The following is a 15,848-nucleotide window of genomic DNA, read 5'->3' as shown; positions in this document are numbered from 1 at the left end:
CTACAAAGTCATGGAGGGAATTTGTGTGGACAAAGGAAGATTTACACTACCTGGTGAAACAGGAATGGAAGAGGTCATAGCCGATCTTGTAGAGAGATGGGGCGTAGATGCTGTACGTGACAGTGATGGCACGAGTCTATCGCAGGACATTCTTGATATGGGTCTGCAAATCTATTCAACGCTTTGTCTGGTACGTGAGGACAACGAGTGGGCAAAGCAGCATCCACAGTATAGACAGCAGATTTATCTGATGTCTGCACCATTGATTGTGACACCGAAGGTGAAGACCATCGATATTATGGCAGATTTTTTTGCAGATCAATTTGTTCCTAATACAGATGTGGATATTAAAAAGTATTGGCAGGTTGTAAACCGGACCACAGGAGAAATAGTACCTTCGGCACATTGGAGTTATGCAGAGGGGATCGTCACGCTTGACCAGGCGGAACAGTTTCACAAATATACCGTCAGTTTCTTGGCCTATCAGATTTGGGAACCGGTCTCTATGTACAATCACATCACGAATAACTGGACGGAAGAGCATCGCTTACCACTGGATGTTCGTTATCCCGAGGCGCAAGAGCATGTATTGAAGGTGCTGAAAGATTGGCTAGCAAAGCATCCGAAGACTGATATCGTTCGTTTTACTACCTTCTTTTATAATTTCGACTTGATTTTTAATAAGGAAGGTAAGGAGAAGCAAGTTAATTGGTTTGGCTATCTAAGCTGCGTAAGTCCATTAGCATTAGATCAGTTTGAACAAACTTATGGATATCGTCTGACTGCGGAAGATTTTGTGGATCAAGGACGATATAATACACCGTTTATGAATCCGACGCCAAGGTATTTGGACTGGATGGAATTTAATCAGAAATTCATTGCAGGTTATGCCAAACAATGTGTTGATATGGTGCATGATTTCGGTAAGAAAGCCATTATGTTCTTTGGGGATCACTGGGCAGGGACAGAGCCTTATGGTAAATATTTTTCCGAGATTGGGCTAGATGCAGTGGTCGGGGCTGCCGGAGATGGGGTTACGACCCGTATGATCGCGGATATTCCGATTAAGGATACCGAAGCCCGGTTCTACCCTTACTTCTTCCCAGATATATTCTTTGAAGGTGGAGATCCTGTTGGAGAGTCCATGCCGATCTGGATAAAATGTCGCCGGGCACTTATGCGTAAATCGGTTGGAAGAATGGGGTATGGCGGATATCTAAGTCTGGCGTACCAATTCCCTAATTTTATTGATCATGTGACGGAGATTGCGACTCAGTTTAAAGGAATTCATGCAAATGCTGAAGGGACTCAGCCGTATAAGGCATCGTTTAAAGTGGCGATTCTTAATACTTGGGGCTACATTCGCAGCTGGCAGACGCACCAAGTGGCTCACTCTTTATGGAATCAAAGATGTTATTCCTACATAGGGGCACTGGAGTCACTCGCAGGCTTGCCTTTCGACATTGAATTTATAAGCTTTGATGATATTAGACAACACGGGATTGATCCTAGTATCGGTGTGATCATTAACGCGGGTGATGTCCATACTTCTTGGAGTGGCGGAGATCATTGGAGCGATCCAAAAGTGGTGTCTAGCATTCGTGAATGGGTGCATCAAGGCGGCGGTTTTATTGGAATTGGTGATCCAACGGCATATGAGCATCAAGGGGTTCTTTTTCAACTAGCGGATATTTTAGGTGTTCAAAAGGAAATGGGTTTTACAGCAAGCGTTAATAAGCCTAAGGTAACGCCAGTAAAGGAGCATTTCATTACGGAAGATCTGGAAGGCGACATTGATTATGGTGAAGGGATGACCATGATTTATCAAGCGGAGATTGGAGCACAAGTCTTGGATATACACGACAATAGCTGCAATCTTGCCGTGAATTCATTTGGGCAGGGTCGAGGTGTTTATATTGCAGGGCTGCCGTATAGTATCCAGAATACTAGATTACTGAGCCGGGCGATCTTTTGGGCTGCACATCAAGAGGAACAATTGTATTCTTGGTTCTCATTGAATCCGAATGTAGAGTGTCATGCTTACCCTGAGACTGGCCGCTATTGTGCTGTAAATAACACAGCGGAGACCCAAAAGACGACGATCCTGATGGAGAACGATTTGAGAATAGAGCTGGAATTGAACGGGATGGAAAGTGTGTGGCTGGATATGAATATGTAACTTCACTTTAAGACATACATTTAAGGAGTCAGTCGTAACTACGGAGAATATTTGGACTTGCGGCCGCTGTTGTCTCAAACTTTCCTGAATTGTACCGCTTCGATAGAGTAATTGGGGAATTTCTCCCTGAAATTCCGGGATTTTTGGTCATTAGATTAATAATCAGGGAAAACCTCCCTAAAGTTTTGCTGATTCGATAGCAATTAAAGGAATCCCCCTTATTATTAGGGAGGATTTCCCTGATTTCGTTCGTTTAGAGCGAATTTTGATTATTTTCAGGGAGTTTTTCCCTAATTAGTTTTAGAGCCGCCCCCTTCTTCGATTTTTCAGGGAAGGGGGCTTTTGCTTTTTAATCATAAGCATGAATCCATCAACCGCAATGTTTTTGGCGAGTTCTTCTTACTTGGATTGAGATGTTCTGGGGTTTCCGTATCTAGAGAATCCGGGACAACTTGCGATACGCCCGCGGAGAAATCCCCTCATTCGCCGTGAACACCCTGCTGAAATAATGGATATCGGGATAGCCGACCTGATCGCCCACCCTCTCAATCGGCCAATCCGTTTCTCGCAGCAGCTTACGCGCTTCCCTATGCCGGATCGAGCGGAGATATTCTCCGGGAGGCATACCTGCGACCTCTCGAAAGAGCTTGGCAAAATGGTCCTCATGCATATTCATGGATGTGGCCATGGATTTATTGGTCCAGCGTTCTGTTAACCGCTCTTCTATCTCGTCTATTAATGCCCTGATCCGCTCGGTGTGAACTGATGACTTAGCTGCATCTCGGGAGCTTTGCGTTCGAAGCAGCGAAGTCAGAATACCAAGTAGTAGCCCTCGACAGACCCACTCATAGCCGGCAGGCCGCATAGTGAATTCATGAACGAGCTGTTCCATGGCATGAACACATTCGGGTGGCGGGGAGTAGATCGGTTCTTGTGACAATGGCATGAAGGGGACAGTTACGGCTTCAAAGGCGAATTTATCGTGTATGACTTCATCCTCATTAACTACCATATCTTCATCATGTGTAATAATTGATTCCCCAAAGAAATCAAAATGGATTCCAATAAGCTTAGTGTCTGAATCTGACAGGATAATATTCTGATGATATACCCCAGATGAGAGGAAAATAAGCTGCCCAGCGTTCAGTATATATTCTTCCTTATCCATCTTTGTTAATAATTTGCCCTGGCGAACATATAGTAGCTCGAAGTCATATAGCCTTCTTCTTTGGAAGGTGCAAGGTGGAAGTGTCTGCAATTGTGCATAGTGAATTCCGGGTGCCCAATCACGAGAGGGTACCTGCTTTCTTAGTGGGTAAGAGGGATCTTTGTCAGACATGTCACTGCCTCCTGAATGATTAATAGAATAGACCGGAATAATGCAAAAAGTCTCTTCTTCGCCTAAATAAATCGAATTTTAAATCTAGTATAATATAAATAATTAAAGGATACAAAGTGCATCTAAGCCTAGGAAGTGGAAAACGGAAAAGAACAAATAGGAGGAGGATTTAAATGAAAAAGGGAATAAACATCTGGTCGTTTCGCGAAGGAACTGAAATTAAAGAATGCGTACGTCTAGCCAAAGCGGCTGGATTTGAGGGGATCGAGCTGTCATTAAATGAGTCAGGTGAACTTGGCCTGCAAACCACTGAGAAAGAAGCGCGTATCCTTCGTGATTCTATTAATGAAACGGGTCTGGAGATCGCGGGGCTGGCAACAGGTCTATATTGGTCTTATGCGATGACTAGTGAATCTGAAGCGAATCGAACCAAGGCAATCGACGTATGCAAAAAGCAACTGGAGCTGGCGGCTGCGCTAGGTGTAGATACAATTCTTGTCATCCCTGGCGCTGTTGGTGTGGATTTCATCGAGGGCTGTGAGGTTGTTGATTATGAAAAAGCTTATGATAGAGCGCTGGAAGCGATTAGTCATTTAGCCAAGGATGCTGAGCAAGCAGGCGTTTCGATTGGTCTTGAAAATGTGTGGAATAAATTCTTGCTGTCTCCGCTTGAATTACGTACTTTTATTGATACGGTCGGTTCCAGTTATGTAGGTTCCTATCTTGATGTTGGAAATATCGTGCATTCCGGTTATCCAGAGCAGTGGATACGGATTCTAACCCATAGAATTAAAAAGGTGCATTTCAAGGATTACCGTCGGACGGCTGGTGGGCTTCATGGATTTGTTGATCTGCTTGCCGGAGATGTCGATTATCCAGCAGTTATGAAAGCGCTTGAAGACATTGGATACAACAATTATGTTACCGGTGAAATGATACCGTCATACACACATTATACGGAGCAAATTATTTTTAATACTTCTGCAGCTATGGATGCCATTCTCGGACGTACCACTTTCAAAGCTTAAAGTAAGGGGGAAGGTGATGCTCAGTCTATAGCAATCATTGAGGCTGAGATACAATCCGCTGGGCTGGAAGGTGCTTGGATAGAGCTTAGAGCTTGTTTAATTATTAATCATTTAGCTGGGGAGGCTTCACTATGTTGAAAATAGGTTTGATTGGCTTTGGATTTATGGGCCGGATGCATTTTGATAATTATGTTCGCTTAACGGAAGAGGGGCATCCCATCGCCCTTAAAGCCATCTGTGACTTGCGAATTGAGGAATTGAAAGACGGTAAAGCGGACGGCAATATGAGTACCGCTCGAGAAGTGTATGATTTAACAGCTTACAGTCTCTATGATGATCTGGAGAAAATGATAGCGAATGAGGAACTGGATATGATCGATATTGCAGTTCCTACTTACCTGCATGCTGAAATGGCTTGTTCGCTGCTGGAACGAGGATATCATGTCTTTTGTGAGAAGCCGATGGCTAGAACTTCAGTAGAAGCGCAGAAAATGGTAGAAGCAGCAGAGCGCAGTGGAAAGAAATTGATGATCGGGCAGTGCCTGCGTTTTTGGCCAGGGTATGAATATTTGAAAGAAGTTGTGGAAACTGAGCAATTTGGTAAAGTGACAGAAGGGTATTTCTACCGTGGTTCAGGGGCTCCTAAAGATTGGTTTCTGGATGAGAAGCTAAGCGGTGGATGCATTGTGGATATGCATATTCACGATACGGATATGATTAACTATCTGTTCGGCAGACCGGATAAAGTATCGACCTTGGGACGAAATGTTCTACCGGGAAGCGGATATGATATTGCTTCTACACACTATTTTTATAAGGATGCAAAGGTGATCAATGCTCAGGTGGACTGGACGCTGGAGGGCGACTTTGGATTCTACATGGGGTACAGGGTTAACTTCGAGCGAGGAAATGTTGTATTTGATGGTAGTGGAGTCAAGGTGAATCCCAATGATGGAGCAGGCTTTACGGTGGAGCTTTCCCCGGATGCGGGTTACTACAGAGAGCTGGTCTATTTCTTGGATGCGATTATTCAAGATAAGCCGATTATCATTTGTACGCCTGAGAGTGCAGCAGATTCTTTGGAAATCATAGAGGCGGAAGTACAGTCAGCGAATGCCGAAGGGGAATGGATTGTACTTAACTAGCAGGATATAGAGGATGCATAGGCGTGACTGGAGGAACGATCATTGCAGATGATTTCTCAGTCACGTCTTTTTGGCATGCATTCTCAGCTAACCTTTATTGCGCTGGAATTTTGTGTTGTCCCTAGCATAGTGTGATACGGAGCCGTCATATCTTCTAAGGCGTACCTGTACATCGGAGAACTCTTCAACGATTCCTGAGGCAACCTCAGAATACATTCCATCAGGATCAAGCTGTAGGGCAGTGATATAAGTTTGGGATAAAGCGGCTATGAAAAAATCAATATTTTTATTAAGTGTATGTGGCATGGTATTCCCTCCGGTGATATCTTCAACATGTATGAATATAAATAATCCTAAGGAACTATTTTACCACGATTTACGGATGAATTTGAGGAGGAATTACTTGATTTCGGTCAAAAATATGCGAAATTTGGTTGTAATTGTATTAAAATCCGAAGATCATCCGAAGGCAGGTAGCGAAGTTGTTTCGCTGTCTGTCTTTTTTTTACTTTCTGGTTTGAAAAGAAACCTGCGGACGGATATGATTTGTGTAGTGAAAGGATGATCGCCAAATGACTGAACAGCTACAAAGAGCCAAGGAGTTATACACACGATTCCTGGGTCATTTTTTAGATATGCATAAGGCAGGTTTGCTTAAGGAGTATAAGAGTTTTGAAATTCCTAGAGAACAAGAGATAGAATGGCTCAATGAAATGGCCTTGGCGTACGCCGAGCAGTTGTCAATCCGAGATTGGGATGCAATTACTGCACTAGACGCTTTATCGAGAAACTATCAAGACAGCTGGATTGTGGAGAAGGTATCTTCTTTTGCCTCGCGGAATATGATGAGTGCGGATAGTCTGGTTAGATTGATCTACACAGAGAAACTGGTAGGGATTATTGGTTCTCATAAACAAGTGATCTCAAAAGAACTATTATTTGAGGCCTGTAAAGTTGCTGTGCAAATTCTCGAAAATGTAATCTCACAGCCGCTGGTCATTGACCCTGGACATGAGCTTAAGGAGCTTGGCCTTAAAGATAAGAGAGCTTTGAACAGTCGTGCAGAGCAAAGCTTAGAACAGGTGAAGGTGCTAATTAATTAACCGTTGGAGGGGAAATATGAAATTACTCGTAGCGCAACCTAATCACGAACCCCATTTGGAGCATTTGCTCAAAGAAATGAGCAGACAGGATTCTTTTGACGCGGTGTTGTATCCAGAAGGTTATGTAGCAGATGAAGCCAGTGTGAAGACTTTATGTGAAGTCGCCAAAACATATGAAAAGCTGATCATTACAGGATATAGGAACAGCAATAACAAGGATAGAGCGCTAATGATTCATCCTTCTGGGGACATCATTTTGGAACGAGCCAAATCGCCGATGGATGAACAGCTGTATCGCCCGTCAGTTGCGGAAGCGGATGGCCTTAGTATTGGTTATTTGCTGTGTGTTGAGCTTCTGCAAGGATACGCTGGTTTGGAAGGACAGGCTAAGTCGTTAGATTTCATCGCACATCCGATTGGGGTAGGCATGTTCAGCGAAGAACAATTTGAATTATGGATCGAGGAAGCCACTAGGATTGCTGTGAAATATAACACGATGATTATTGGGACAAGCCATGCTGACGGATCTTACCGAAATTGTGGAATTTCGATTCCCATCTCATATTGGATCGACTCTACCGGACAACCTATTTATATTTCGCGTAATGATACGAGAAGTCGAATGATTAATCTCGATACTAGGCAGGTTTATGTTCTAGATTAGGGAATAGCCGAAGTTGACACACTGTTGTCAAATTGGGTGTGCTACGATTTCATAACAGATTAACTTCTGATGATTTATAGAAGAAAATGAGGGATACACAATGGCTGAACCTTTAAAAGCGATGTACAATGAACAATTTCTGCATGGTTTTGGCGAAAAGATTCGCAGTGTACATAGTGTTTTCGACACTGATGCATTTGTAATTTCGGCTATGGCTGAACCTTGGGATACGCTCGAACTGAAGGCAAGGATGCGGCGGATTACGGAGACACTGGGAAGTCATTTACAGCTTCCTTATGAGGAAGCACTGGCGATTCTGTTCGCTATTACTGAGGATTGTGTGGGATTTCCATACTTGATCTTTCCAGATTTTGTAGAGGTATTTGGTCAAGGGGCTGAGCATTGGGAGCTGTCTATGCAGGCGCTGGAAAGGTTCACACCGAAGTCGTCAGCAGAATTTGCGGTTAGACCGTTTCTCTTGCGTGAACCGGAGCGGATGATGGAGCAAATGTTAGTATGGTCGAAGCACCCCGATGAGCATGTGCGCCGGTTAGCAAGTGAGGGGTGTCGTCCTCGTCTTCCATGGGGACAGGCTCTCCCCATGTTTAAGCTAAATCCAGCCCCTGTGCTGCCTGTGCTTGAGCAGCTTAAGGCGGATTCTTCCCTATATGTGCGCAAGAGCGTGGCTAACCATTTGAACGATATTGCGAAGGATCACCCGGAGGTGGTACTTGAGACAGCTCGCCGCTGGATAGGTATAGATCCCCTCACAGACTGGATTGTGCGGCATGGTTGTCGTTCTTTAATCCGTAAAGCTAATCCGGAGATTATGGCTTTATTCGGATATGCGGAGCAAGCAGACGAAGCAACACCACTCATAACGAGTGCTTCTATAACGATTGATCCTACCCAATTGCGAATTGGAGAAAACTCTGAATTACAATACGAACTTCAAGTTTGTGAAGGAGCTCCAGCCCGTGTTCGAATAGAATATGGCATCTATTTCGTGAAGGCTACAGGTCGAACCTCTCGTAAACCTTTCTTATTATCGGATAAAACAGTACCTGGGGGTACAATTCTGTCAGGCAAACGGACGCATCGCTGGGCGGATTTAACCACTCGTCGTCATTATCCCGGGGAACATCGGATTGTACTGTTGGTTAACGGGCGGGAAGTTGCAGATACGTTGTTGAAACTTGAGGGGGATCAGTAAATGAAAAAAGAAGTATTGATTTTTATTTCTAATGGATATGCAGATTGGGAAGCTGGCTATATAAGTGCCGAACTAAACAAGCCAGAAAGTGAATACAAAGTTAAGACAGTTTCTTTAAATAGCGACAATGTACAATCTATGGGCGGATTTACTATTATTCCAGACTATACTATAGATAGTTTACCCGCCCAGTTTGAAATGTTAATTTTAATTGGGGGTACAGGCTGGAAAGATAATTCAGCGATTACTCCAGTGATTGAAAGTTGTATTCAGAATAGAACTCCTATAGCGGCTATATGTGACGCATCAACCTTTTTGGCAGAGCGTGGCTATTTAGATGAGATTCCTCACACTGGAAATTCATTAGATTACTTAAAAGAGTTCGCTCCTAATTATAAAGGACACGCAAATTTTTTAGAAAAACAGACCGTTTCGAGTGAGGATATCATTACTGCTAATGGTACGGCTTCTTTGGAATTTACAAGAGAAGTCTTGAAGAAGTTAAAGGTTATGCCATTAGAACAAATCGATGGATGGTATAACTTTTTCAAAAATGGGTTTTATCAAGAATAATGAAGTCATGAAAAAAGGTGTTCTCAGGTCTTATCGACTTGAGAGCACCTTTTTACTTACTTTTTCACTTCTGTAACACCCGTTACTTTTCCTTGATCCGAGGTATCGAAGGTGGATTGATACTTAGCATCTGCGAAGTAAACATTCCCTTCAACCGTTGCATTTACTAAACTGAAGCCATCTGCTTCGACGTATACATCACCAATAAATGTGCCGCCTTGAATACGGGCGTTTTTACTTTTGATCGTAAGTTTTGGTGCAGTTAGTTTATAGGAGTTAGTAATATTGTGCTCTGCATCTTGTGTGTAGAGAGCGATTTTTCGAGCAGGTTCATCTTTATTCGTGAATTGTCCGTCCAGCACGAGATCCTCGGTGAAGGTTAAGTCTTTCAGCGTAGCAGCAATCCAAGTACCGTCCGCACTGATTGCCTTTTTAAAGGCCTCTTCATTATCCACTACCGACGCTGAGGTTACAGCATCAGTGGTGTTATTAGTGTTGCCAGCGTTATTGGTGTTACCAGGTGTAGTTGTGGCGGTAGGGGTAACATTGGCATTGTTATTGGTTGAGTTTCCGCATCCGACCAACAGCACAATTGCAAATACTGCGGCTACGCTTGCTATCTTTCTCATCTGTATAACCTCCCTGAGTAATTGTACTGATATCCTACGAGCTTAATATAGACTGATTAGTTAGTATTAATGTGGTGTAAGCACAAACGCTTACCGTCCTTGAGGTACGCTGAAGGCGTTTCTGCTTGTGGACACAATAATATTTACCGATCATTCTACAAATGGTAATATAGGCCTGGACATCTCTGGCGTATAGTATGACCTGGAAAATATGAATTATTCGAAGAAATTCACGAAAAATAACATTCTTCTTTTGATGAGGAAGCATTTTGGATTACAATAAGTTAAGGTGAAAAAAGGAGCTGTACCAATGGCTAAACAGAAATATTATGTAGTATGGGAAGGCAAGCAGCCGGGAGTCTATAGCACTTGGGCGGAATGCCAGGCGCAGACCGATCACTATACCGGAGCCAAATATAAATCGTATGAATCTAAAGCGGCGGCAGATGCGGCATACACAGCGGGCTGGAAAGGTAATTGGGGAACAGGGTCATCAGCATCCGGTGCGGCTAAGTCTAAGGGGACAAGTTCTTTTAAACGAAGTGCTACAGTGGAAACCTCAGCGGAGATCGATTACAACAGCATTTCTGTGGATGTAGGAACTCGTGGCAATCCGGGTCCAGTCGAATATAAGGGTGTGGATACGCAAACCGGAGATATTATCTTCTCTTGTGGGCCGATCAAGAAGGGCACTAATAATCTAGGTGAGTTTTTAGCGATTGTGCATGCTTTGGCGCTCCTGAAGAAAGAGGGAAGTAATAAGACAGTCTACAGCGACTCTGTGAATGCAATGAAGTGGGTAAAGCAGAAGAAAGTAGCGACAACCTTGCCACGCGATGCTTCAACCGAGGAAATATGGGTACTTATTGATCGGGCAGAACGTTGGTTGCAAACCAATACATATGACAATAAAGTGCTTAAGTGGCAGACTAAAGAGTGGGGCGAAATTAAAGCAGATTATGGTCGGAAATAGTTACAGTAAGGTTCTGGGTTTCGGCTAGAGGAGGAGAATTGGGGATGTTCGGCAACGATTGGGATGAGATATTACAGGATGAAATGCAAAAGCCCTATTTTCTGGAGCTAATGGCTAATCTGGAAAGTGAATATAAGGAACATACAGTCTATCCGCCAAAAGAATTACTGTTCACGGCGTTAAAGCATACACCTTATAGTGAGACAAGGGTTGTTATTTTGGGACAGGACCCATACCATGGAGCGGGACAAGCACACGGTTTAAGCTTCTCGGTAAATCCGGGGGTGCGTATACCGCCTTCACTGCGTAATATTTATACGGAGTTATCGGAGGATATCGGTGTACCAATTCCAAATCACGGATCCTTACTGCGATGGGCAGAACAGGGAGTGCTTATGCTCAACTCAGTACTAACGGTACGTGAGGGAGAGCCGAATTCTCATAAAGGTCTAGGCTGGGAGACATTCACAGACACCATAATGAAGAAGTTAAATGAAAGAACTACGCCGATGGTGTTTATTTTATGGGGAAGTCATTCACAGAAAAAGGGTGCCTTCATAGACCAAAGTCGTCATGAGGTTATTCAGTCTCCGCATCCGAGTCCGCTCTCGTCGTATCGTGGATTCTTTGGTAGCCGTCCTTTTTCGAAGGTCAATCAGTTTTTGGAGTCGAAGGGAATGAAAGGAATCGATTGGTTCATTTCGGACATATAACTAATGGGATGTTGGGAAGGGGGAGGGAGCAATGAAGCATTGGGTTGGTAAACCGGTTATCATGTACTGCGGGGACGAACCTTACACGATCATGAAAGGCATTCTGCGCAAATGGGATCTTTCCGCTTCTGTAGCGGTCATCGGTCATCAGGAAATTGCTGTGCCATTTCGGGATATTGTGGTCATCAAAGCTTTGGCTCCTAGAGAAAGAGCACTGCCTCCAGTCTTGCATTCTGTGGGTTATGTGATGAGGGAACGGCAGCAATTTGATAATGCAGTATACTTTAAATCGGCTGTAAGTGTTTGGAAAGAAGATCGGCTGATTGCTCTGAATACGACCATCATTTCGCATACCAAAGGTTCAGTTACACTTCAGGATGGACAGAACCTTATGAAAGGCAATCATATTTTTGTAGTTCGTTCTTTGCGAGGTTAATTTCAGTAATCCTATAAAGAAGCACAAAAAGGTACATCTCCAATTGGAGATGTACCTTTTTTTATTTATGGAATCTCATTCAGTTCGTAAGTGCTATAGATTCTCATGCTTGAGAGGCTCAGCCTCTTCCTCTCGATCTGCAACAATAATCTCATACACTCGTAAAAAAATAATTTTGGCAATCATATAGACGGGCAGCGCAATAAGCACACCAATAATACCGTAGAAATCCCCACCTATAAGAACAAGTAGGACCGTGGTCAGTGGATGCACATCTAATGATTTGCCGTAAATGATCGGTGAGAGTACATTATCTTGGATTTGCTGTGCAATGAATATGACGACCAGCGACCATATTGCCATCGTGGGTGATTCAATGAATCCAACAATAACTACGGGTACTCCCGCAAGGAAAGAACCCACATAAGGAATGAAATTGAGCGGTACTGAAATTACTGCGAGCAGCAGTGAATAAGGCAATCCGATGATAAGGAAACCGATATACAACATAATACCGAGTACGACGTTTAGCACTACACGTGTGACGATGAAACTGCTCAGTGCGCTGTCGATATCCCCGAACATTTCTTTGCTTTCTTTACGGTACTTTCTAGGGATTAAGCCCTGTAGTTTTGGTGACAGCTTATAATCATCTTTTAGCATGTAATACAAAATGATGGGCAAGGTAGCGATTAGAATAACAATGCTGGAAACTACGCCGATCAAATTGGACATCGAATTGGTCACCCAAGTAATAGCCTCGCTAAGATATTCTGATATACGGGCAGCTACGTCGGAGTCCCCTTGGAAAAAGCGTGAGAGTGTCGGATTATCCCTTAAAGCATTGAACTGATCCTGTAATCCCTGAACAAGGTAAGGCGTGTTATCAATAAAGTTCTGAATTTGTTCTTGCAGTGTCGGCCAGACTAGAACCCAGAAGAGAATAAACAATCCGGCAAACAAGAAATAAATGAGCAGGATGGAGAATGCCCGGTTTAATTTTCTTTTCTCAAGAACTCTTACTAACGGTCGTAATAAGTAGTACATGAAACCTGATAGTACCATGGGAACGAGTAATAATCTGATAATGGCAGCCAGTGGTGCGAATAGAAACATTACTTTGGAGCCCAAGTACAAAATAAGTAAAAAAGCGATAATAGCAAGACTTGTCCGAAAATACTTCTGTTGTTGCAATAGGAACATCCCCCAAGTTCAAAATATAATCTATGTAGTTTAATAACCCTAATTCACATGACTTGATTCAAAAGAATGGATTACTCTCCTATAGGTAGTTCTTGGCATATCCGTGGAGGATGACCCTATGACTGAGGCTACGCCAAGTAAGTTGTTCACAACACATAACCATAACATCATCATATAAATCGCTCGGGGGCTTTGTGGATCATCTTAACTTCCGTCTAGAAGGTTTCTTCGTGGAAAGGGTGAATATTTCTGGTACTTCAATCTTGCCTCCGGTTTCCTTCGTAACTTGTCTTGCCTTGACGAGAGATAAAAAAGCAAAAAATTCCCCTAAAGTGGCCAGTGCGGCAGCAATGATTTCATAATCTTCAGCACTTAATTCTGCTGTTTCCTCACTATTACCGTTCCCGTTGTTATTTCCATTACTATTTCCATTACTATTTCCGTTACTCTTAGCATTGCTGTTACCGCCCATTTTTTTGTTATTTCTTCCGTTGGTCATTTCTGATCACCCGCTTTTTCCTATATGTAGTATTAATATGTTTTAAACATCAGTGAGGAGATAGGCAATTGGTATGTAATTTTCTTATGGGCTTGTTTCACCTTGAGCAAAGCATGAAATCATTCCATTTATTACATTTTGCCGGAGTATCATTTTTAATGTTAAAGCGCTTTACAGATGATGAAAACGCTGTTAAAATCATAAACGAGCACAAATGATCAATAACAGTCATATATAATCAAATAATGGTCATGGATTTCCAAAGATAAGCGCATTTAATAAATGGGATAGCACTGTAACTTAAAGGAGCGAACCACGATGTTGTTTGAGGAAGAGAGAAAACAAAGAATCGTGCTTTTTGTGGAAAAGAATTCAAGAGCTTCGGTACAGGAGCTAAGTCAGGAACTGGGCGTGTCTGAGTCTACTGTGCGCCGTGACCTGAAAGAGCTTGAAGAAGCCAAGTTGCTGAAACGAACGCACGGCGGGGCAGTATCCCTGCAGAGTGTTAACTTTGAGGCGACTTATCCAGATAAGGAAGATCGATTGTTGGATGAGAAGCAGAGGATAGCACGCAAGGCCGTAGAGATGATTCAGGAAGGCGATGCTATTCTGCTGGATGCTGGAACCACAACGCTACAGATTGCCAAAGAGCTGAGGGCTTTTTCTAATATCAAAGTCATTACGAATTCGATTATGGCGCTTAATGAACTGCGGGATTGTCGCAATATAGAAGTCTCGATTACAGGCGGAATGTTGCGGCCGGATACATTGGCTTTTGTAGGACCGATTACAGAGCGCTCTTTAGAGATGGTAAGAGTTGATAAAACCTTTCTTGCAACCAACGGATTAGACTTACGAGAAGGAATCACTACACCTAATATGCTTGAAGCAGCGACCAAACGTAAGATGATCTCGGTTGCGAAGCAAGTAATTCTTCTGGCTGATCATAGCAAGCTCGGTCAAGTATCCTTCTGTAAGGTTGCCGACGTGACGGAAATGGATCACTGCATTATTGATTCTGGTGCGTCAGATAAGTTCATCCGTGAGATTACGCAAATGGGCGTAGATTTCTCGCTGGTATGACCTTAGGTGGAGGATGTTCTACGGTTAGAAAATGTCTTAATTTGAGTGGTATGGAATCATTGTAAGATCGTTTGGAGAAATTACATTTGCCGCATGTTTAGCCGGTAATCTATGGCTTAGAAAACCAAAATAATTGAGGGATAATTATGATCTATACAGTAACGCTTAATCCTTCCATCGATTACATCGTGGAAGTTGAAGATTTGAGACTAGGTGGCTTAAACCGGATGAAACGTGATTTGAAGCTTCCTGGAGGTAAAGGGATCAACGTATCACGCGTGTTAAATCAGCTTGAGGTTCAGAATAAAGCTATAGGCTTCCTTGGTGGATTCACTGGACGATATATTGAGGAATGGTTGCGGAAAGAGTCGATTTCAAGTGATTTCGTATTTGTTTCTGATGATACCCGAATTAATATCAAGCTTAAGCATGGAGAGGAAACGGAGATTAATGGTGCAGGGCCCATCATCCGAGATACGGAGGCAGAGGCATTATTACAGAAGATGGCTGTTCTGAATACAGGCGATGTTGTGATATTGTCCGGAAGTGTTCCTCCTTCACTGGGTGCTGATTTCTATGACAAGTTGATATCTGTATGCAAGCAAAGAGGGGCCGAATTTGTCATTGATACTACAGGTTCAGCGCTGAAAAAGGCACTCCCTCATCAGCCGTTGCTCGTTAAGCCTAATCATCATGAGCTTGCAGAGCTATTCGGCGTTACGATACAGACTAAGGAAGAAATTATTACTTATGGTCGCAAGCTGCTCGAAGCTGGCGCGAAGCATGTGTTAGTTTCAATGGCTGGTGAAGGTGCCTTGTTCATTACGGAACAGGGGGTATACCACGCCAATGCTCCAAAAGGAGCAGTAAAGAATTCTGTAGGCGCAGGCGATTCTATGATCGCTGGATTCGTTGGCACATTTTCTTTGACTGGAGATTTAATGGAAGCTTTCCGTGCAGGTGTTGCCTCAGGTAGCGCAACAGCTTTCTCTGATGACCTGGCAGATAGAGCATTCATTGAGCAGCTGAGACCGCTGATCAACATCTCAGAAGTGTAAGCTAACAGCA

At 43.2% G+C, this 15,848-nt stretch carries 18 protein-coding genes and 1 pseudogene; 14 read left to right on the top strand and 5 right to left on the bottom strand.

Annotated features, from left to right (window positions below; all coding sequences use genetic code 11):
* Nucleotides 1–25 precede the first annotated feature (25 nt).
* Complete coding sequence (gnpA, locus tag MHI27_RS22835; RefSeq protein ID WP_405174771.1) at nt 26–2,179, top strand: 1,3-beta-galactosyl-N-acetylhexosamine phosphorylase; 2,154 nt, start codon at nt 26–28, stop codon at nt 2,177–2,179.
* Nucleotides 2,180–2,612: 433 nt separating this feature from the next.
* On the opposite strand, the gene MHI27_RS22830 is transcribed toward gnpA, so the two are convergent.
* Entirely contained in the window at nt 2,613–3,518 is a 906-nt protein-coding gene (locus MHI27_RS22830; RefSeq protein ID WP_405174770.1) for a helix-turn-helix domain-containing protein, read from the bottom strand.
* A 173-nt stretch (nt 3,519–3,691) separates the two neighbouring features.
* Between MHI27_RS22830 and MHI27_RS22825 the strand changes: the two genes are divergently transcribed.
* Both MHI27_RS22825 and MHI27_RS22820 read left to right on the top strand, forming a co-directional pair.
* Entirely contained in the window at nt 3,692–4,546 is an 855-nt protein-coding gene (locus tag MHI27_RS22825) for a sugar phosphate isomerase/epimerase family protein (RefSeq protein WP_405174769.1), read from the top strand.
* A 131-nt stretch (nt 4,547–4,677) separates the two neighbouring features.
* Nucleotides 4,678–5,691: a Gfo/Idh/MocA family protein gene (locus MHI27_RS22820; protein ID WP_042190630.1), complete on the top strand. Its 1,014-nt coding sequence runs from the start codon at nt 4,678–4,680 to the stop codon at nt 5,689–5,691.
* Between the two features lie 87 nt (nt 5,692–5,778).
* Here the strand turns inward: MHI27_RS22820 and MHI27_RS22815 are convergent, their stop codons facing one another.
* Nucleotides 5,779–5,997 carry a hypothetical protein gene (locus MHI27_RS22815; RefSeq protein ID WP_042190628.1) on the bottom strand — a complete coding sequence of 73 codons (219 nt, stop codon included), beginning with the start codon at nt 5,995–5,997 and terminating at the stop codon, nt 5,779–5,781.
* Between the two features lie 97 nt (nt 5,998–6,094).
* Here MHI27_RS22815 and MHI27_RS22810 point away from each other — a divergent pair, with 97 nt between their 5' ends.
* The 5 genes from MHI27_RS22810 (at nt 6,095) to MHI27_RS22790 (ending at nt 9,244) form a co-directional block, all read left to right on the top strand.
* A complete protein-coding gene (locus MHI27_RS22810; protein ID WP_405174768.1) occupies nt 6,095–6,256 on the top strand; it encodes a hypothetical protein in 162 nt (53 codons plus the stop codon).
* 7 nt (nt 6,257–6,263) lie between these two features.
* Nucleotides 6,264–6,794, top strand: coding sequence for a hypothetical protein (locus MHI27_RS22805; protein ID WP_405174767.1), 531 nt, complete (start codon nt 6,264–6,266; stop codon nt 6,792–6,794).
* 16 nt (nt 6,795–6,810) lie between these two features.
* Nucleotides 6,811–7,458, top strand: coding sequence for a hypothetical protein (locus tag MHI27_RS22800; RefSeq protein WP_405174766.1), 648 nt, complete (start codon nt 6,811–6,813; stop codon nt 7,456–7,458).
* A gap of 100 nt (nt 7,459–7,558) precedes the next feature.
* The gene (locus MHI27_RS22795; RefSeq protein ID WP_405174765.1) at nt 7,559–8,671 is read left to right on the top strand and encodes a hypothetical protein; all 1,113 of its coding nucleotides are present in this window, start codon (nt 7,559–7,561) and stop codon (nt 8,669–8,671) included.
* On the top strand, nt 8,672–9,244 hold the full coding sequence (locus MHI27_RS22790) for a type 1 glutamine amidotransferase family protein (RefSeq protein WP_405174764.1): 573 nt from the start codon (nt 8,672–8,674) through the stop codon (nt 9,242–9,244).
* Between the two features lie 56 nt (nt 9,245–9,300).
* On the opposite strand, the gene MHI27_RS22785 is transcribed toward MHI27_RS22790, so the two are convergent.
* The gene (locus MHI27_RS22785) at nt 9,301–9,873 is read right to left on the bottom strand and encodes a hypothetical protein (RefSeq protein ID WP_042190616.1); all 573 of its coding nucleotides are present in this window, start codon (nt 9,871–9,873) and stop codon (nt 9,301–9,303) included.
* Nucleotides 9,874–10,183: 310 nt separating this feature from the next.
* Between MHI27_RS22785 and rnhA the strand changes: the two genes are divergently transcribed.
* Genes rnhA through MHI27_RS22770 form a run of 3 tightly spaced genes read left to right on the top strand, consistent with a single transcriptional unit; the run spans nt 10,184 to nt 11,995 of the window.
* Nucleotides 10,184–10,846 (top strand): ribonuclease H, encoded by a 663-nt coding sequence (gene rnhA, locus MHI27_RS22780; protein WP_076284676.1) that lies wholly within the window; start codon nt 10,184–10,186, stop codon nt 10,844–10,846.
* 44 nt (nt 10,847–10,890) lie between these two features.
* On the top strand, nt 10,891–11,559 hold the full coding sequence (gene ung / locus MHI27_RS22775; RefSeq protein ID WP_076284675.1) for a uracil-DNA glycosylase: 669 nt from the start codon (nt 10,891–10,893) through the stop codon (nt 11,557–11,559).
* 31 nt (nt 11,560–11,590) lie between these two features.
* On the top strand, nt 11,591–11,995 hold the full coding sequence (locus MHI27_RS22770) for a hypothetical protein (protein ID WP_042190609.1): 405 nt from the start codon (nt 11,591–11,593) through the stop codon (nt 11,993–11,995).
* A gap of 93 nt (nt 11,996–12,088) precedes the next feature.
* On the opposite strand, the gene MHI27_RS22765 is transcribed toward MHI27_RS22770, so the two are convergent.
* Both MHI27_RS22765 and MHI27_RS22760 read right to left on the bottom strand, forming a co-directional pair.
* A complete protein-coding gene (locus tag MHI27_RS22765; RefSeq protein ID WP_076284674.1) occupies nt 12,089–13,198 on the bottom strand; it encodes an AI-2E family transporter in 1,110 nt (369 codons plus the stop codon).
* Between the two features lie 199 nt (nt 13,199–13,397).
* Nucleotides 13,398–13,697: a hypothetical protein gene (locus MHI27_RS22760; RefSeq protein ID WP_405174763.1), complete on the bottom strand. Its 300-nt coding sequence runs from the start codon at nt 13,695–13,697 to the stop codon at nt 13,398–13,400.
* Between the two features lie 309 nt (nt 13,698–14,006).
* Between MHI27_RS22760 and MHI27_RS22755 the strand changes: the two are divergent.
* The 3 genes and pseudogenes from MHI27_RS22755 to pfkB all read left to right on the top strand — a co-directional run.
* Nucleotides 14,007–14,189 (top strand): annotated as a pseudogene (locus MHI27_RS22755) (DeoR family transcriptional regulator); the annotation flags it as partial.
* Nucleotides 14,190–14,240: 51 nt separating this feature from the next.
* Complete coding sequence (locus tag MHI27_RS22750) at nt 14,241–14,780, top strand: DeoR/GlpR family DNA-binding transcription regulator (RefSeq protein ID WP_405176780.1); 540 nt, start codon at nt 14,241–14,243, stop codon at nt 14,778–14,780.
* 146 nt (nt 14,781–14,926) lie between these two features.
* On the top strand, nt 14,927–15,838 hold the full coding sequence (gene pfkB / locus MHI27_RS22745; protein ID WP_341052500.1) for a 1-phosphofructokinase: 912 nt from the start codon (nt 14,927–14,929) through the stop codon (nt 15,836–15,838).
* Nucleotides 15,839–15,848 lie beyond the last annotated feature (10 nt).

The sequence above is a fragment of the Paenibacillus sp. FSL H8-0261 genome, assembly GCF_045040645.1.
Taxonomy (GTDB): Bacteria; Bacillota; Bacilli; order Paenibacillales; family Paenibacillaceae; genus Paenibacillus_AQ.
The sequence above is the reverse complement of the archived record's forward strand: the minus strand, read 5'-3'. Positions and strand labels throughout refer to the sequence as shown.